At 60.7% G+C, this 14359-nt stretch carries 17 protein-coding genes and 1 pseudogene; all 18 read left to right on the forward strand.

From position 1 onward, the window contains the following. Positions 1 to 219 precede the first annotated feature (219 nt). The 18 genes and pseudogenes from MUN79_RS15660 (at position 220) to MUN79_RS15735 (ending at position 14354) form a co-directional block, all read left to right on the forward strand. The gene (locus MUN79_RS15660) at positions 220 to 648 is read left to right on the forward strand and encodes a Fur family transcriptional regulator (protein WP_244673617.1); all 429 of its coding nucleotides are present in this window, start codon (positions 220 to 222) and stop codon (positions 646 to 648) included. Between the two features lie 302 nt (positions 649 to 950). Beyond that, positions 951 to 1073, forward strand: a complete 123-nt coding sequence (locus MUN79_RS30120) for a hypothetical protein (protein ID WP_262922873.1) — start codon at positions 951 to 953, stop codon at positions 1071 to 1073. Positions 1074 to 1147: 74 nt separating this feature from the next. Further along, positions 1148 to 1618, forward strand: a complete 471-nt coding sequence (locus MUN79_RS15665) for a UCP032817 domain-containing protein (RefSeq protein WP_244673618.1) — start codon at positions 1148 to 1150, stop codon at positions 1616 to 1618. Further along, positions 1615 to 1749, forward strand: a complete 135-nt coding sequence (locus MUN79_RS30125; RefSeq protein WP_262922874.1) for a hypothetical protein — start codon at positions 1615 to 1617, stop codon at positions 1747 to 1749. The genes MUN79_RS15665 and MUN79_RS30125 overlap by 4 nt, the downstream gene beginning before the upstream one ends. A gap of 20 nt (positions 1750 to 1769) precedes the next feature. Beyond that, on the forward strand, positions 1770 to 2543 hold the full coding sequence (locus tag MUN79_RS15670; RefSeq protein WP_244673619.1) for a hypothetical protein: 774 nt from the start codon (positions 1770 to 1772) through the stop codon (positions 2541 to 2543). Between the two features lie 65 nt (positions 2544 to 2608). After that, positions 2609 to 3967, forward strand: a complete 1359-nt coding sequence (locus tag MUN79_RS15675; protein WP_244673620.1) for an MATE family efflux transporter — start codon at positions 2609 to 2611, stop codon at positions 3965 to 3967. A 271-nt stretch (positions 3968 to 4238) separates the two neighbouring features. Further along, positions 4239 to 4448, forward strand: coding sequence for a hypothetical protein (locus MUN79_RS15680; RefSeq protein ID WP_244673621.1), 210 nt, complete (start codon positions 4239 to 4241; stop codon positions 4446 to 4448). 172 nt (positions 4449 to 4620) lie between these two features. After that, on the forward strand, positions 4621 to 5865 hold the full coding sequence (locus tag MUN79_RS15685) for a TonB-dependent receptor plug domain-containing protein (RefSeq protein ID WP_244673622.1): 1245 nt from the start codon (positions 4621 to 4623) through the stop codon (positions 5863 to 5865). Continuing rightward, positions 5858 to 6535: a TonB-dependent receptor domain-containing protein gene (locus MUN79_RS15690; RefSeq protein WP_244673623.1), complete on the forward strand. Its 678-nt coding sequence runs from the start codon at positions 5858 to 5860 to the stop codon at positions 6533 to 6535. The genes MUN79_RS15685 and MUN79_RS15690 overlap by 8 nt, the downstream gene beginning before the upstream one ends. Beyond that, positions 6517 to 6960, forward strand: coding sequence for a hypothetical protein (locus tag MUN79_RS15695; protein ID WP_244673624.1), 444 nt, complete (start codon positions 6517 to 6519; stop codon positions 6958 to 6960). The genes MUN79_RS15690 and MUN79_RS15695 overlap by 19 nt, the downstream gene beginning before the upstream one ends. A gap of 70 nt (positions 6961 to 7030) precedes the next feature. Beyond that, positions 7031 to 8218 carry a DUF4374 domain-containing protein gene (locus tag MUN79_RS15700; RefSeq protein WP_244673625.1) on the forward strand — a complete coding sequence of 396 codons (1188 nt, stop codon included), beginning with the start codon at positions 7031 to 7033 and terminating at the stop codon, positions 8216 to 8218. A 2-nt stretch (positions 8219 to 8220) separates the two neighbouring features. Further along, positions 8221 to 8639, forward strand: a pseudogene (locus tag MUN79_RS15705) (ATP-binding cassette domain-containing protein); the annotation flags it as partial. Further along, a complete protein-coding gene (locus MUN79_RS15710; protein ID WP_244678347.1) occupies positions 8625 to 8921 on the forward strand; it encodes an AAA family ATPase in 297 nt (98 codons plus the stop codon). The pseudogene MUN79_RS15705 and the gene MUN79_RS15710, both read left to right, overlap by 15 nt. Before the next feature lie 72 nt (positions 8922 to 8993). Next, positions 8994 to 9476 (forward strand): hypothetical protein, encoded by a 483-nt coding sequence (locus tag MUN79_RS15715; protein WP_244673626.1) that lies wholly within the window; start codon positions 8994 to 8996, stop codon positions 9474 to 9476. After that, positions 9392 to 10417 carry a DUF3526 domain-containing protein gene (locus MUN79_RS15720; RefSeq protein WP_244673627.1) on the forward strand — a complete coding sequence of 342 codons (1026 nt, stop codon included), beginning with the start codon at positions 9392 to 9394 and terminating at the stop codon, positions 10415 to 10417. The genes MUN79_RS15715 and MUN79_RS15720 overlap by 85 nt, the downstream gene beginning before the upstream one ends. Positions 10418 to 10431: 14 nt before the next feature. After that, complete coding sequence (locus MUN79_RS15725; protein ID WP_244673628.1) at positions 10432 to 11859, forward strand: DUF3526 domain-containing protein; 1428 nt, start codon at positions 10432 to 10434, stop codon at positions 11857 to 11859. 42 nt (positions 11860 to 11901) lie between these two features. Continuing rightward, the gene (locus tag MUN79_RS15730; protein WP_244673629.1) at positions 11902 to 12657 is read left to right on the forward strand and encodes a TonB-dependent receptor; all 756 of its coding nucleotides are present in this window, start codon (positions 11902 to 11904) and stop codon (positions 12655 to 12657) included. Positions 12658 to 12719: 62 nt separating this feature from the next. Next, complete coding sequence (locus tag MUN79_RS15735; protein WP_244673630.1) at positions 12720 to 14354, forward strand: outer membrane beta-barrel family protein; 1635 nt, start codon at positions 12720 to 12722, stop codon at positions 14352 to 14354. The last annotated feature ends 5 nt before the right edge of the window (positions 14355 to 14359 follow it).

The raw sequence follows: 14359 nt of genomic DNA on the forward strand, positions 1-14359 counted from the left end.
CATCATCTCCACCACCTACTGCTTTGGGCTAAGATAGGTTGAGCCAATAGGCTCAGACTCTAAGGCCATGCAAACAGCTTAGCGTACTATACAACTCAAAAACCTACCCGGCGGAAAACGGTTGCTCTTGCAACTTCGTTACTTTTGTAGCTGTTTCTTTGCTAGCACGCCGGCGAACTCCCTTGGCCGCTGCTACTGGCTCTTATTCGCCTTTTGCTTATGCTCTCTTCCGATCGTATCGCCCAAACGCTGAGCCGGCACGGGCTGCGCCAAACCCCGGTGCGGCGGGCCGTGTTGCAGGTTATGTCGGACGCCCGGTTTGCCTTATCCGTGGGAGAAATTGAACCGCAGCTACCGCCCGATACGGACCGGATTACCTTGTACCGGACGATGAAGTCGTTTGAGGAAAGCGGGCTGATTCACCGGGTAATCGACGATTCGGATGTAGCGCGCTACGCTACGTGCTCTATCGAATGCAGCGCGCAGGCGCATTTTGATAATCACGTGCATTTCAAGTGCACCAGCTGTCAGCATATCTACTGCTTGAACCAAGTGGCTATTCCGGCCGTTACGCTGCCCGATAAGTTTGAGGCCGTCCACCGTGACTATCTGCTGGCAGGGGTATGCCGGGAGTGTCACCCGGCGTAGCAAAGAGAAGCCGCCGTCATCAACAGAAAGCCCTGTCGTATACGATAGGGCTTTTTTGTGTGCATTCATAGCTGAGAGATGCTCGAAAAGCGCAGCAAATATGCATTGGTTGTATACTTTTTGGAAAGTATATAAATATGACTAACAGGTTATTATAGCTAGTATATCTAACTTGAAGGATTATTAAATGCAATTGAGTTGCATTTAATAATCCTTCTGTTTAGTATTGGGTGTTGTTGCAACGACAAGGCGTCGCCGAAAACCTTCGACCGAGTAGGCATACCACTCCTTTCTTTACTACTATGAAAAAAGTACAGCTGACCACTCGCCAGGCGCTCATCGCCAACATCCTGAACAAGAAAGCTATGGCTCCCGCCGGCAGCACGCATTGCACCGGCAGCACGCATTGTGCAGTAGGTCTGTAGGCAGTAAAACGGGAGCGGGCAGTTGCCAGGAAGGCATCTGCCCGTTTCCCTATCTGAGCCTTTTGCTAGCCGTTATGCAAACGCCACCCTTAGCCGCTATCCTGGCATACCAGAACGAAGACGTTATTTCCCGCTTTACAGACCTGTTGGCTGTTGAGGAAGAAGAGGCGCGGGACATCTTTCAGGAGACGAAGAAGTTTCTGTACCTGAGCCAGCTCACTCCAGCATTCATCCCGGACGACTTGCTCATTCTGGATGAAATGTGGCACAACTTCATCCTGTTTACGCGGGAGTACCAGGACTTTTGCCAGGCGCACTTTCAGAAGTACCTGCACCATTTGCCCGCCACCAAGCAGGAAAAGGCCGAGCAGGCCCGGTTGCGCGAGCAGGACCCGGAGCAAAACAAGCAGCGCTACCTCGACCGAATGGAGGGCTTGCTCGAAGCAACCTATGACCACCTGGGAGAAGACACCGTGCGGAAGTGGTTTCAACAGTATCCGGAGCAATACAGTCAAGCGCGGCTGCTCGCCCTGCGCAAGGTATGAGCATCTTTCCCAAACGCACCCGGCGCGGCACCCACGTCACCATTCACTGGAATTTCAATACGGCCCGGCTGACGCATACCCACGTTATGCCCTTTGTACGCATTGGCGTACAGGCCCCGACGGGCAGGTAACGCTGCTGCACGAAGGCCATGTGTTAGGCCTACCCGGGCCCGCACCCACGACGCCGGTTCCGGAAGTGGTAGCCCAGCATTTGCCGAAAAACGTGCCCTTGCTCGTCTTGGCTAGCTACCTGAGCGGCCGGCATAAGCGGGAAGCCCTGGTAGAGCTGCTGCAGGGTATGCACACCGGCCGGCACTATTATTTCACCTACGCTGTGCCCGCCGAGGCGCCGCTGGGCCGCTACATGCTTCTCTCGGAGCTGTATACCGATGGGCGCCTGCAACACTCCGGTACCGCGGCCGAAGACTTTTTTCTGGTAGAAGACCTGCACCTCAGCCTAGCCGAAGCCACGCCGGCCGGTGGGCTGCGGGCAGTAGCCACTAATCCGGGCCCAGAGCCCGTATCGATTCGGGTGGTGGAGTATCAGCCGGAGCGGCAGCCTAGCACGAGCAGCTACGTGCGCGAGGTACCCGCCCAGGGAAGCTTGCCGATTGAGTCGAGCGGAAGCCAATGTTTCGTGCTCTACAATGAGGAACGGGAAGTGCTGCCGGTTATCAGCACAACGGAACCAGTGTTTTTGCGCAATCAGCAGTTGCTGACTCTGGAAAAGGAGGTAGATGGCCTGGCCACTACCTACGTGCTGACTGGTGAAACCGATAATGCCTACGAACTCACTGGCTCTAGCCGGGACGTGTGGCACCTGGCCGATGGCCTACACCGGCGTAGTGAGCTGCCAGACCCGGAAATGCAGACGGCTTATCAAGACTTGTTGGACGAAGGATTGATTCAGGAACTGCCACACTGAGCCGGCTCCACCGCACTTACACTCTACAGTCCCGGGCGAGCTGCCGGGAAGTTTTAGCCCTACTTGTGCGCCCTGCTACCCACGCCTTTCTCCACGACAACCTTTGGCACCTGTTGCGCCGCCAAGCTGTGCCAGGTATTCTGGGAATGCTCATTGTGTCCATCAATTCGCTGGTGGATGCCGTGTTTGTGGGGCGTTGGGTAGGCCCCGATGCCCTGGCCGGCTTAGTACTAGTGTTTCCGCTCACGGTTATCAACTCCAGTCTGGTAGCCTTGCTTTCGGCCGGCTTTAGCTCGGTGGCCAGCCGCAGCCTCGGGGCCGATGATCCGGCCCGGCAACGGGACCTGCTCAATCTGCTGCTCACGCTGAGCCTGGTACTGGGCGGCACCGTCAGCCTGCTAGGCTACGGCTTCGCCCGCCAAGCCGTAGCGCTGCTGGGCGGCACCGGAGCCGTGCTGCGCTATGGGGCCGCATACTACGAAATACTGGCCCTCGGCGGCTTTTTTACGTTGCTGAGCTTGTCGTCCAGTACGCTCATCCGGGCCACGGGGCAGATCCGGCAGGCCATGACGTACTCGGCCACAGCGGTAATTACCAACATGGTATTGGCGGCCACCTTTGTAAAGGGTTTGCATATGGGTGTGCGGGGAGCGGCCCTGGGCACGGGCCTGGCCATGCTACTCTATTGCGTCCTCAACCTGCAGCACCTGTTGCGCGGCCGTACGGCCTTGGCATTAGGGCCCGTGCGTCCCTATTTCAACTGGCCCCTGACCCGCGAAATAGTCGGTATCGGCTCCTCTGCTTTTCTGATGCAGGCCACCAGCTTTGTCCGGCAGGTGCTGATTTTCAAATCCGTGGCTCACTATGGTACGGCGGCCGAATTAGCCTTTTTTGGGGCGGTGTACCGCGTTTATGGCTTTTCCCAACTGCCCGTTTTCGGTCTACTCCAGGCTTTGCAACCCACCGTCGGTATCAACCACGGGGCTGGCAACTACCTGCGCAGCCAGCAGGCCGTGCGGGTATTTCGACTAGCGGGCATCGGCCTGTTGTTTCTCGTCAGCTTACCCTCCCTGCTATTCCCGGCCCAGGTGCTAGATCTGTTGCTACCGGCCACCACGTTTGCCACTACCGACCTGGCGCAATTCCGGATGTTGATGCTGGTGCTGCTGGGCACCCCACTGGCTTCTACGGGCTATGTATACTTTCAGGCCACCGGGCAGGCCCGACTGGCTACGACGCTCTCATTTGGCAGGGAAGTGCTGTTTGTGCCCCTGATCCTACTGATTCCTCGTTTTCTGGGACTTCCCGGTATCTACTACGGCTTAGCGCTGGAGAATGTAACCTACGCCCTTGTCGTACTGGGTGTTACTACCTGGTCATTCAGGCGCGCAGAGGAGCCGGTATTGCAAGCCCAAGGAGCGTAGCGCCCTTCCTGGTGAAGATGCTCTTGGCGGCACAATATGGACTAGCGGAATAGAAACGACTCATCTGAGAAAGCAAGGGTAATTTATATGCAATAACGTTGCATATGTTTGGCGGCTTGTTACCTTTGGGTACTTCAGCAAGAAAATGGTAATGCAACGCTTACGGAGCCGGTTAGGAGCATGGTGGCTATTGCTGCTACTAGGGCGCGTACTAGCGCCTGATGCAGCCGTATTGCGCCTGCATGCTCACCACCACACCGTTGACGTTGCCGTGTCTGCTGAGCAAGACAAAATCTCCAAGCAGCACCAGCATTGCCAGACCGAGCAGTTGTTTGATGCTGCTTTCCAGCCCGCTGTGCCACCGGCCGTACCGCTGCCGCGGGTACTACCGAACTATCCTTGCTACCGAATCCTGGCCGATGCCTGTCCGGCCCGGCACCTGCTGCCCGGTGCGGCCCTGCGCGGGCCGCCGCTAGCCTAGCCCAACGTGGCACGTTGGGCAGTTGACGAGCTGCGCTAATCGGCGCGGCTACCTGTCACAACTGGGCTGCGTGCCACGCGGGCCGGTGCCTTCCTTTCTTTTCATGCCTTGCTATTATCCGCTTCCCGGCTGGGGAAGAGGCGGTTGGCTACTGGCGTTGTTGCTGGCTAGTATGCTCAACGGCCAAGCTGCCTACGGGCAGGTGGCAACTCCGTCTTCGCCTCCTGCGGCCTGTGCCCTGGGGTTACAGGTGCACGTAACCGACCCCGCCACGGGGCAGGTGCTGCCCGGCGCTGTCGTTCGTCTTCTTGAAACCGGCGAGGTGCTGGCCGCGGATGCGGCTGGGGACTGTGCTTTCCAGGTGTGCCCCGGACATTATCGGGTAGAAGTCCGCCTCATGGGCTACCACCCGGAAGTGAAAGCAATCCACCTGCGGGCCGGCCAGCCCGTGCGTCTGACGCTGGCGCTACGAGCTGCTACCCAGGAGCTGAGCACGGTACAGGTACAGGGCCAATCGGAGGCCACAACCGTGCAGCGGAGTGTGCAGGCCGTAGCCGTGCTGGATGTACGGCCCTACTACGGCCAAGCCTTTGGGCTGACGGAGTTGGTAAACCGGGTGCCGGGCGTGCGTATCCGCCAGGACGGCGGGCTGGGCAGCAATGCCAACCTGTCGCTGAATGGGCTGGGCGGCAAGCAGGTGCGCGTTTTTCTGGACGGTATACCACTGGAGTTCTACGGCCGGGGGCTGGGCCTGAACGTGCTACCGGTCAGCCTGCTGGAGCGCGTGGATGTGTACCGTGGCGTGACACCCGTAGGCCTGGGCGCCGATGCGCTGGGCGGGGCCCTGAACGTAGTAACCCGCCGGGAACGGTTTTCCTACGCCGATGCCTCCTACGAGCACAGCTCGTTCAATACCCACAAAGCGGCCCTGAATGGTCGCTACGTCGTGGGGAAAAGTGGGCTCTACGTAGCGGGCAACGGCCTGTTCAACCACGCCGACAACGACTACAAAGTGCAGGCTGAAGTCATCAACGCCGGTACGCCGGAGTTGCGCACCGTCCGGCGCTTCCACGACCAGTTTCAGAATTATCTGGGCCGGGTAGAACTTGGCTGGCAGGACCGCAAGTGGGCAGATAAGCTGGCTCTGACTGCCTTCGCAGCGGGCGTAGACCGGCAGATTCAGCACAACGTGCAGATGCGGCAGGCCTACGGGAAGCCAGCTATGCGGAAACCAGCGTCGGCACCGCGCTTGCGTACGAGAAAACGGCTTTGCGGCCCGGCCTGGACGTGCGGGCGTACGCCGGTTACACCCGCATTCGGGGGCGCTGACCGATACCAGCCGCAACGTCTACAACTGGGACGGCAGCGTTATTGCCCGGCAGCTCTTCAGTTCCGGGGAAATTTACGGTTTGGGTAGCCTGCTTACGCTTACCTCCCACACCAGCGTCGTGCGGCTGAACGCTACTCAAGCACTAGGGGCGCATGGCCGGTTGGTAGGTAATGTGCTCGGCAGTTCTTTCCACCGCCGGGGCGAAGACGAAATTGTAGTGGCTCGCCAGGAGCGGGATTATGCTCAGGACCCTTCCTCGCTGCACAAGCTGGTGGCTGGTCTGGCCTACGAGCACGACTGGGCTGATCAGCGCTGGAGCAGCAGCACGGCCGTGAAGTACTTTGGGTATACATCCCGTGGGTTTGGCAAGCTAGACAGCGACACTTACCTCGAAACCGAGCAAACCCGGCAGCACCTCGGGGCCAACCAGTTGCTGCGCTGGCAGCTGGCTCCGGCCTGGGCCCTGAAGGCCAGCTACGAGTACGCCACCCGTCTGCCCGACGAGTATGAACTGTTCGGCGAGGGAATCTTGGTGCGGGCCAACCCGGCGCTACAGCCCGAAACCAGCCACAACGCCAACCTGGAAGTGCAGTACGTGCGCCCGCGCTGGAGCGCCGAGGTCAGTGGCTTCGTGCGCGGGGCCGATAATGTTATCTATCAGCCGCCGTCCATACGAGACACTCAGAACCAAAACCTGCTCAAATCCCGCACGCTGGGGCCGAGGCATCTGTGCGCTACGTGCCGGTGCCGCTACTAAGTGTGGCCCTGAACGCCACCTATCAGGACATCCGCAACCGCACGCCCCCCAGCCAGAGCGGCAGCACCGACGCCAAGTTCTTCAATGCCCGCATGCCCAACGTGCCCTATCTGTTCGGCAATGCGGAGGTGCAGCTGACCAAGGCCAACCTGGGTGGCACCGGGCGCCGGCTGAGCGCCTGGTGGCAGGCTAGCTACGTGCAGAAGTTTTACCTGTACTGGGAAACGGAAGGCATTCAGGACACTAAGTCTGCTATTCCCAGCCAGCTGGTGCAGAACACAGGCGTGAGCTACGCCCTGGCTGGGGAGCGACTCACGCTCAGCGCCGAACTGCACAACCTAGCCAATACGGCCACCTACGACAACTACAACGTGCAGCGTCCCGGTCGCTCGGGGCACGTGAAGCTGCGGGCTTTTTTGCGGTGAGCACGCCACTGTCTCATGCTTCCGGCCCGCTCTGATACACATTTCCACATTCTAACATTTCCACATTTTCATGCACACCTTTAACTCAACTAGCCGGCTGTTGACCGGCGTACTGGCGGCCACCACGCTTTTGCTCTCCGCTTGCGACAAAGGAAACGGGTCGGATGGACCGCCGACTCCCAGCGCCGGCGTCAACTACGCCGTGAGTACCGTAGGCGGGGCTTACCCCAGTCAAACCACCTACATCCAGGGCCTGACCGACCTGAACGGCACCACGCTCGACACGAAAAACGCTACCGAGCAGGCCAGCTTCGCTGCCATGTGGAATTACAAGCAGGCCGTCTACATGTCGAAGTTTGCGGCCCCGGCTACGCTCACCAAGTACACCTTCGACCCCGCCACTGGGCGGCCCGTGGGAGCCGGGCGGCTCGTGGTGCCCGGTGCTAACACCTTCTCCGACGTGCAGTTCGTTAGCGACACGGAGGCCTACGCCTCGGTGGGCGGCGGGCTGGCCCGGCTGGTCAAGTTCAACCCCACCACCTTCGTAACGACGGGCGAAATAAGCTTGGCCAAGCTGCAGAAGACCGGCGCCCGCAGCATATACTACCTGGGCTCGATGGTGCGTGACACGAAGCTATTCTGGGGCGTGTACTACGAAAATGACTCCTACGGCCCGCTCACCGACTCGGCCCACGTCGCCGTCATCGACTTGCCCACGGGCAAGGTAGAGCGGGTGATTTCCGACGGCCGCACCGGCCGGGTATTTTCGTCGGGGGCGGTTGAGTGCTTCAGCAAGGATGCCAACGGCGACATTTATGTGCAGGGCGACGGCACCAACAAGGTGCCCAGCGGGGTGCTGCGCATCAAGGCTGGCGAAACCCGTTTCGACCCCACGTACTTCTTCGACCTGAAGGCTGCCACTGGGAAGGACTGCAAGGGCCTCTACCACTTCGGCAACGGGCTGGCCTTCACTACCCGCATCGAAGAGCCCAATGACTCCTACGAGACCAAAGGCCCCAACTACCGCTACTACAAGCTGGATCTGAATGCCAAAACCTCGGGTGGCGCCCTGCCGAATCTGCCGCTAATTTTTGGTTCGCAGTCGTCGTTGGTTCGCAAGTTCGACAATGAGAGCCTGCTGCTGAGCGTGAATACCAAGAGCCAGAACAGCCTCTATCAATACAAGCTCAGCGACGGTACGGTAACCAAGAAAATGGACCTGCCGGGCTTGCTGACGGGCCTGGCCAAGCTGAATTAGCCATGCTCGAAGCCCGCGACCTGACCAAGCGCTACGGCGACTTCACGGCCCTGCACCCGCTCAACCTGACCGTGCGCCCCGGCGACATCTACTGCCTGCTTGGGGCCAACGGAGCCGGCAAAAGCACGACCATCAACCTGTTCCTGGACTTTATCAAGCCCAGTGGGGAGAGGCTTATATCAACGGGCTGCCCGTGCAGGAGCAGGGCGCGGCCACCAAGCGCTTCGTGGCCTACATCCCCGAAAACCTGATGCTCTATCCGGATCTGACGGGGCTGGAAAACCTGGATTTCTTCTGCGGGCTGGCCGGCAAGCAGCATCCGAAAGCCGAATTGCTCACGCTGCTGCGCGAAGCCGGACTGCAGGAAGAATTTGCCCAGCGACGGGTGTCGGCCTACTCGAAGGGGATGCGGCAGAAAGTAGGCATTGCCCTGGCCGTGGCCAAGGAGGCCAAGGTGTTGCTACTCGACGAGCCTACCTCCGGCCTCGACCCGCAGGCCTCCAACGAGTTTTCGACCCTGCTGCTACGCCTGCAGGAACAGGGGGTGGCCACGCTCATGGCCACCCACGACTTGTTCCGGGCCAAGGACACGGGCACCCACATCGGCATTATGCGCCAGGGCCACCTGCTGGAGTCGTTTCCGGCAACCGACGTGAGCTACGAAGACCTGGAGCAGCTCTACCTGCAGCATATGCACGCCTGAGCCCCAGCTTTTCTTTTATCGACCGGCGGGGCAGAGTACTACCTGCCGGTCGAGTTCTTGACTATCTCCCTTATGCTTCGACGCATTATTTACAAGGAAATTCGGGCCGCGGTGCGCAACCGGCAGGTGCTGTTCTTCGGCTTGGTCGTGGCGGCGCTGCTGCTGGCGGCCAGTGCTGTGGGCTACGTGAGTTACGCCGGGCACCGGGCCCAGATGGCGCGGGCCCAGGCCGAGCGTCGCGCTGAGTGGCTGGGGCAGGGCGAAAAGCACCCGCACATTGCCACCCACTTCGGCACGTTCGTCTTCAAGCCCAAAACCGGCCTGAGCTTCTTCGACTACGGCCTAGATGCCTACACGGGCACGTCGGTATACCTGGAGGCGCACTACCAGCACGAGTTCATGTTCCGCCCGGCCCAGGACTACTCGGCCCTGATTCGGTTTGGCGAGCTGTCGGGGCCTTGGTTCTACAGGTGCTGCTGCCGCTGCTCATCATCTTTCTGTGCTTCGGGGCCTTCACCCAGGAAAAGGAGAGTGGCACGCTGCGCCTGGCCCTGAGCCAGGGCGTGAGCCGACGGCAGCTGGCCTGGGGCAAAGTATTAGCTTATTACGGTATCGTGCTGGCCTTACTCGTCCCCACGCTGACCGTGGCCCTGGGCGGGGCGTTTTGGCTGGCCGGCTTGCCCTGGACCAGCGACACGGCCCGGCGGCTGGGGCTACTGGCGTTGAGCTACGCAGTGTACTTTCTGGGCTTTATCTGCCTTGGCGTGCTGGTTTCGGGCTGGGCCCGATCGTCGCGCAATGCCCTGCTGGGCCTGCTCACGATTTGGATAACCCTGGTCATCGTGCTGCCCAAAACGGCCGCCGCCCTAGGCGACAACCTGTACGCGCTGCCTTCTGTGCAGGCCTACCACCAGGGCATCGACCGGGACATGGACCAGGGCCTGCCCGGCGACACGACTAAAGCCGGGCGCCGGGCGCAGCTGATACGCTCCTACCTGCGGCGCTACCACGCCGACTCGGTGCAGCAGCTGCCGCTGAACGTGGAGTGGGTGGCGGCCCAGGCTGGGGAGGAGTACCTCGACAAAGTGCAGGCCGTGCACCGGGACAGCCTGCGCCAGGTGCTGGAGCGCCAAAACCGGCTCAGCAGCTACGCCAGCTTCCTGGACCCCTACTTGGCCGTCCGTAACCTGAGCATGGCCCTGACCGGCACCGACTTATCGACTAGCCTTGACTTCCAGCGCCAGGCCAGCGACTACCGCCTGGCCCTGATGCGCAGCCTGCACCTCGACGCGGCTCACCACTCCAAGTACGGGCAGTTTTATGAGTACCATCCCGGCCAGGCGCTCTGGGCTGCCGTTCCGGACTTTTCTTACCAGCTGCCTGCTGTGAGTCGCACCCTGCGGCACTACGCGCCGGAGCTGGCCGCCCTGCTGCTCTGGCTGGTGGTGCTGCCGTTGGCGCTGCATTTGTCCGCCAACCGCTTTCCGCTGCATTAAACGCCACTCACTGCATGCTCACTTTCATTTTGCGCTACGAATGGCGCCGCTTCTGGCGCAACCGGCTGCAAGTTGCCCTGCTGGTCGTCCTAGCGCTGTTTGGACTCTACGCCATTGCGGCTGGTCATCGCCAAATAGCTGCTCAACGCCTCACGCTGGCGCGGGTAGTGGCCGACGAGCAAGTCGAATTTGCCGGCTACCAAGCGGCTCTGCGCGCCGATACCAGCCAGCCAGCCGCTAAAACCGCCTACTTGGATGCTACCGCGCCGACTGTTGCCTGGTACCGGCACGGCTATGCCGCCACGCTGCCGCCCGCGCCCCTGGCCGGCTTGGTCGTGGGTCAGCGCGACCTGAATCCAGGCTACTACCGCCTTACCGGCATGGGGCTGTACTACCAGCTGTTTCAGAATGAGCTGGCCAACCCCCAGAAGCTGCTGGTCGGCAATTTCGACTTGGCCTTTGTGCTGATTTACCTGCTGCCCCTGCTCATCATCGTGCTCAGCTACGGGCTGCTGTCGGCTGACCGGGAAAACGGGGTGCTGCCGCTGCTGCGGGTGCAGGCGGCCTCGGTGCGCCGCCTGCTGCTGGGTAAGCTCTTGTTTGGCTTCGGGTTGGTAGCCGGGCTGGCCGTGTTCTTGTCGGTGGTAGGCTTTGTCGTCACCGGCGTCCGCCTGGAGGTGGATGGTGCCGGGATGGTGCTTTGGCTGCTGACCGTACTGGCCTATTGTGCCTTCTGGTTTGCCCTGGTGTGGCTACTCGTGAGCTTCAACAGAAACTCGGCCGTCAATGCCCTGACGGCCGTGGGGTTGTGGCTGCTGTTTTTGCTGGTGGTACCTAGCCTGCTCAGCGCCACGCTGGCCGTAGTTCGGCCCGTCGACAGCTCCGCGCTGGCCACGCTGGTGCGCCGCACCGGCATCGATAGGGAAGACCACGAACCCAGTGTGCGGGCCGTGGTACGGGAGTACCTGCGCCAGCGGCCCGACCTGGCTTCCGCTGCCAATGACACGCTTTTCCAGCCCAACCTGCTGCCCAAAGGTTTTGCTTCCTATGCCCAACTGAACTCCCAGCGCCAGCGACCAGTGGTAGAAGCCTATCTGAGCGCCGTGGCGGATAGGGAGAATCTGGCCGCCCGCTTCAGCCTGCTCAACCCGGCCGTGAACACCCAAAACCTACTCAGCCAGGTAGCCGGCACTGATCTGCCCACCTACCTGCGCTTCTTCAGTAGTCTGCCCGCGTTTCACCGCCAGATTGTGGATTTCTACTATCCCCGTCTCTTCGCCAACCGCCCCTTAACCGCTGCCGACTATCCGCGCCGACCCGTCTTTCAGGCCCCGCCGCTGACGGAGCAAGGTGTAGCCACAGGGCTGCTGCAGCTGTTAGGCGCGGCCGCCGTGCTATTTGTCCTCGGCTACGTGAATCTTCCCCGGCAGCTACGGAACTGATCCTGATTCAGGCTTGAAATAACTACTCAATCCAGGTGATTTATGTTAAACACCCTGTTATTGCTCTTACTGGTAGGCTCCCAAGCGTTGCCGTACAGTTCCGATGCGCCGTCGCTAACAGTAAGTAAAGCCCCATCCTATGCGGTGGGCCCGCTGGTAGCCGGAGTTGTGCGCGACGCAGTGGGCCAGCCCTTGCCGGGAGCTCAGCTGCTGCTCGTGCGGCTGCCCGACTCAACCGTCGTAACCGGCACTCAAGCCGATGAGGAAGGTCATTACGAGCTGGCGGCCGTGTCCGCGGGCCGCTACCTGGTACGGGCTCGGGCCCTGGGCTGGCAGCCAGCCGAAAGCCTGCCTTTCACCCTCTCAGAGGGGCAACAAACTGTAATGCTGCCACCCCTGCGGCTGCAGGCCGAAACCAAAGCCCTGCGCGAAGTAACCGTAACCGGCCAGCAGCAAGCCACCGAGCTAGTCGACGGCAAGTTGGTCTACAACCTGGACCAGCAGGTATCGACGGCGGGCAGTACGGCCCTGGAGGTGCTGCGGCGGGCGCCCGGCGTGAGTGTCTCGCAAAACGACGAGATTCTGCTCCGCGGCAATGCCAACGTAAACGTCATGCTCGACGGCAAGCTGACTTACCTTTCACCCCAGCAGCTAAGCACCTACCTCAAAAGCACACCCGCCAGCAACTTGGCTCGCATTGAAGTGCTGCTCACGCCCGACTCCCGCTACGACGCCTCTGGCAACGCGGGCATCATCAACATCATCACCAAAAAGAGCACGCGCCGGGGCTATGCCTGAACCTGACGGCTGGTGGGGGAGGAGGCTACTACCCCCAAACGGCGGAAAGCCTGATTGGCAACGTGAAAACCGGCCGCGTAAATGTGTTTGGCAACTACGCCTACACCTATCGCCATTCCTACCTCAACCGGACCAGCTTCCGGGTGCTGGGCACCGGCGACGCGGCCACGACCTTTGACCGCCGCTCCCGCGACCCGGAAATTACCCGGGGCCACAGCTACAAGGCCGGCTTGGATGTGGACCTGATGCCCCGCCAAACGCTGGGCTTCGTCTACAGCGGCTTCCACAACCGCTGGCAGCGCGACGGGCAGGGGCCAACCCGCATCCGCCGGGCAGGAAGTGGCCAGGAGGATGTGCTGCGTAATCACAATATCACGGACGAGCCGGCCCATCAAAACCTGTTCAACCTCAACTACAAAGCTACCCTCGATACGCTGGGTCGGCTGCTCACGGCCGACGCCGACTACGCCCGCTACGCCAGCACCTCCGACGGCTTCCTGGCCAACCAGCGCTTCAATTCCTCCGGTCAACCCACTGAGCCTTATCAGCAGCTCAACTTCGTGCAGCCCACCGATATCACCATTCGCTCCCTCAAAGCGGACCTAATCTGGCCGGTGGCATCTGTGAAGCTGGCGGGCGGGCTGAAGTACTCGGCTGTGCGGGCCGATAATGACTTTCGCTACGACTCTCTGCGCAACGGGAGCCGGGTGTTTTCGCCGGTACTCAGCAACCATTTCGTGTACCAGGAGCGCATTTACGCCGCCTACCTCACGGCGGGCCGTCAACTGGGTAGCCTGAGTCTGGATGCGGGCTTGCGGGTGGAGCGCACCCGCTCGGAGGGCAACTCTCTGAACCTGCAACAGGTAACTGAGCGCGACTACACCAATCTGTTTCCTTACCTGTCGGTGGGCCGCAAGCTGGGTGAGAACCACGCCCTGAACGTGTCGGCCACGCGGCGCATCAACCGGCCCCAGTACGGGGCTCTGAACCCGGCGCGGTTCTTCTTCGACCGGTATTCCTACCACGAGGGCAACCCCTATTTGCAGCCCGAAACGTCCTGGAACTACGCGGCCGCTTATACCTATCGGAATGACTACTCATTCACCCTGAGCCATACCCGCGTGAGCCGGGCCATTGCGCAGTTTGCCCGCCAGAATGAGCAGACCGCCGAAATTGTGCTGCGCGACTACAACTACGCCAGCCGCGAGGACTACGATCTGCTGATGGTCGTACCCGTAAAGCTGGCCGCGTTCTGGACGGTGCAAAATACGGTGGACGTGCGTTACCAGCGCCTGCGTTTCCGGCCCGAGGAAAACGTGGTATTTAGCCCAAGCCGGCTGTCGGTAGATCTGTCGGTTATCCAAACCCTGCAGTTGCCCGGCAAGCTCACATTGGATGTGTCGACGTTCTATCAGTCGCCGATGCTCAACGGTAGCTACCTGCTGCGACGCTACTTTGGCGTGCAAACTGGCCTCAAAAAGTCCTTTTTTAAGGAAAAGCTGGATGTGAAGCTGGCCGTGGTCGACCTGTTTCACACCGACCACTACTGGGGCTACTCCATCTATGAGCCCATCAACATTCGCTACGACCACACTGGCGACACCCGCCGCGCGAATCTAAGTGTTACCTACCGCCTGGGTGGTAAGCTCAGCGCGGGCCAGAATCGGCGCCTAGAAGAAGCCGGCCGCATCCGCTAATCAGT

Origin of the sequence: Hymenobacter cellulosilyticus, from assembly GCF_022919215.1 — a bacterium.
Lineage (GTDB): Bacteria > Bacteroidota > Bacteroidia > Cytophagales > Hymenobacteraceae > Hymenobacter > Hymenobacter cellulosilyticus.

Bases quoted from the DNA above. Each gene is read 5' to 3' on its own strand.
- MUN79_RS30120 (WP_262922873.1), top strand. From the start codon at position 951: ATGAAAAAAGTACAGCTGACCACTCGCCAGGCGCTCATCGCCAACATC.
- MUN79_RS15710 (WP_244678347.1), top strand. From the start codon at position 8,625: ATGCGGCAGAAAGTAGGCATTGCCCTGGCCGTGGCCAAGGAGGCCAAG.
- MUN79_RS15660 (WP_244673617.1), top strand. From the start codon at position 220: ATGCTCTCTTCCGATCGTATCGCCCAAACGCTGAGCCGGCACGGGCTG.
- MUN79_RS15725 (WP_244673628.1), top strand. From the start codon at position 10,432: ATGCTCACTTTCATTTTGCGCTACGAATGGCGCCGCTTCTGGCGCAAC.
- MUN79_RS15730 (WP_244673629.1), top strand. From the start codon at position 11,902: ATGTTAAACACCCTGTTATTGCTCTTACTGGTAGGCTCCCAAGCGTTG.
- MUN79_RS15685 (WP_244673622.1), top strand. From the start codon at position 4,621: ATGCTCAACGGCCAAGCTGCCTACGGGCAGGTGGCAACTCCGTCTTCG.
- MUN79_RS15700 (WP_244673625.1), top strand. From the start codon at position 7,031: ATGCACACCTTTAACTCAACTAGCCGGCTGTTGACCGGCGTACTGGCG.
- MUN79_RS30125 (WP_262922874.1), top strand. From the start codon at position 1,615: ATGAGCATCTTTCCCAAACGCACCCGGCGCGGCACCCACGTCACCATT.
- MUN79_RS15665 (WP_244673618.1), top strand. From the start codon at position 1,148: ATGCAAACGCCACCCTTAGCCGCTATCCTGGCATACCAGAACGAAGAC.
- MUN79_RS15715 (WP_244673626.1), top strand. From the start codon at position 8,994: ATGCTTCGACGCATTATTTACAAGGAAATTCGGGCCGCGGTGCGCAAC.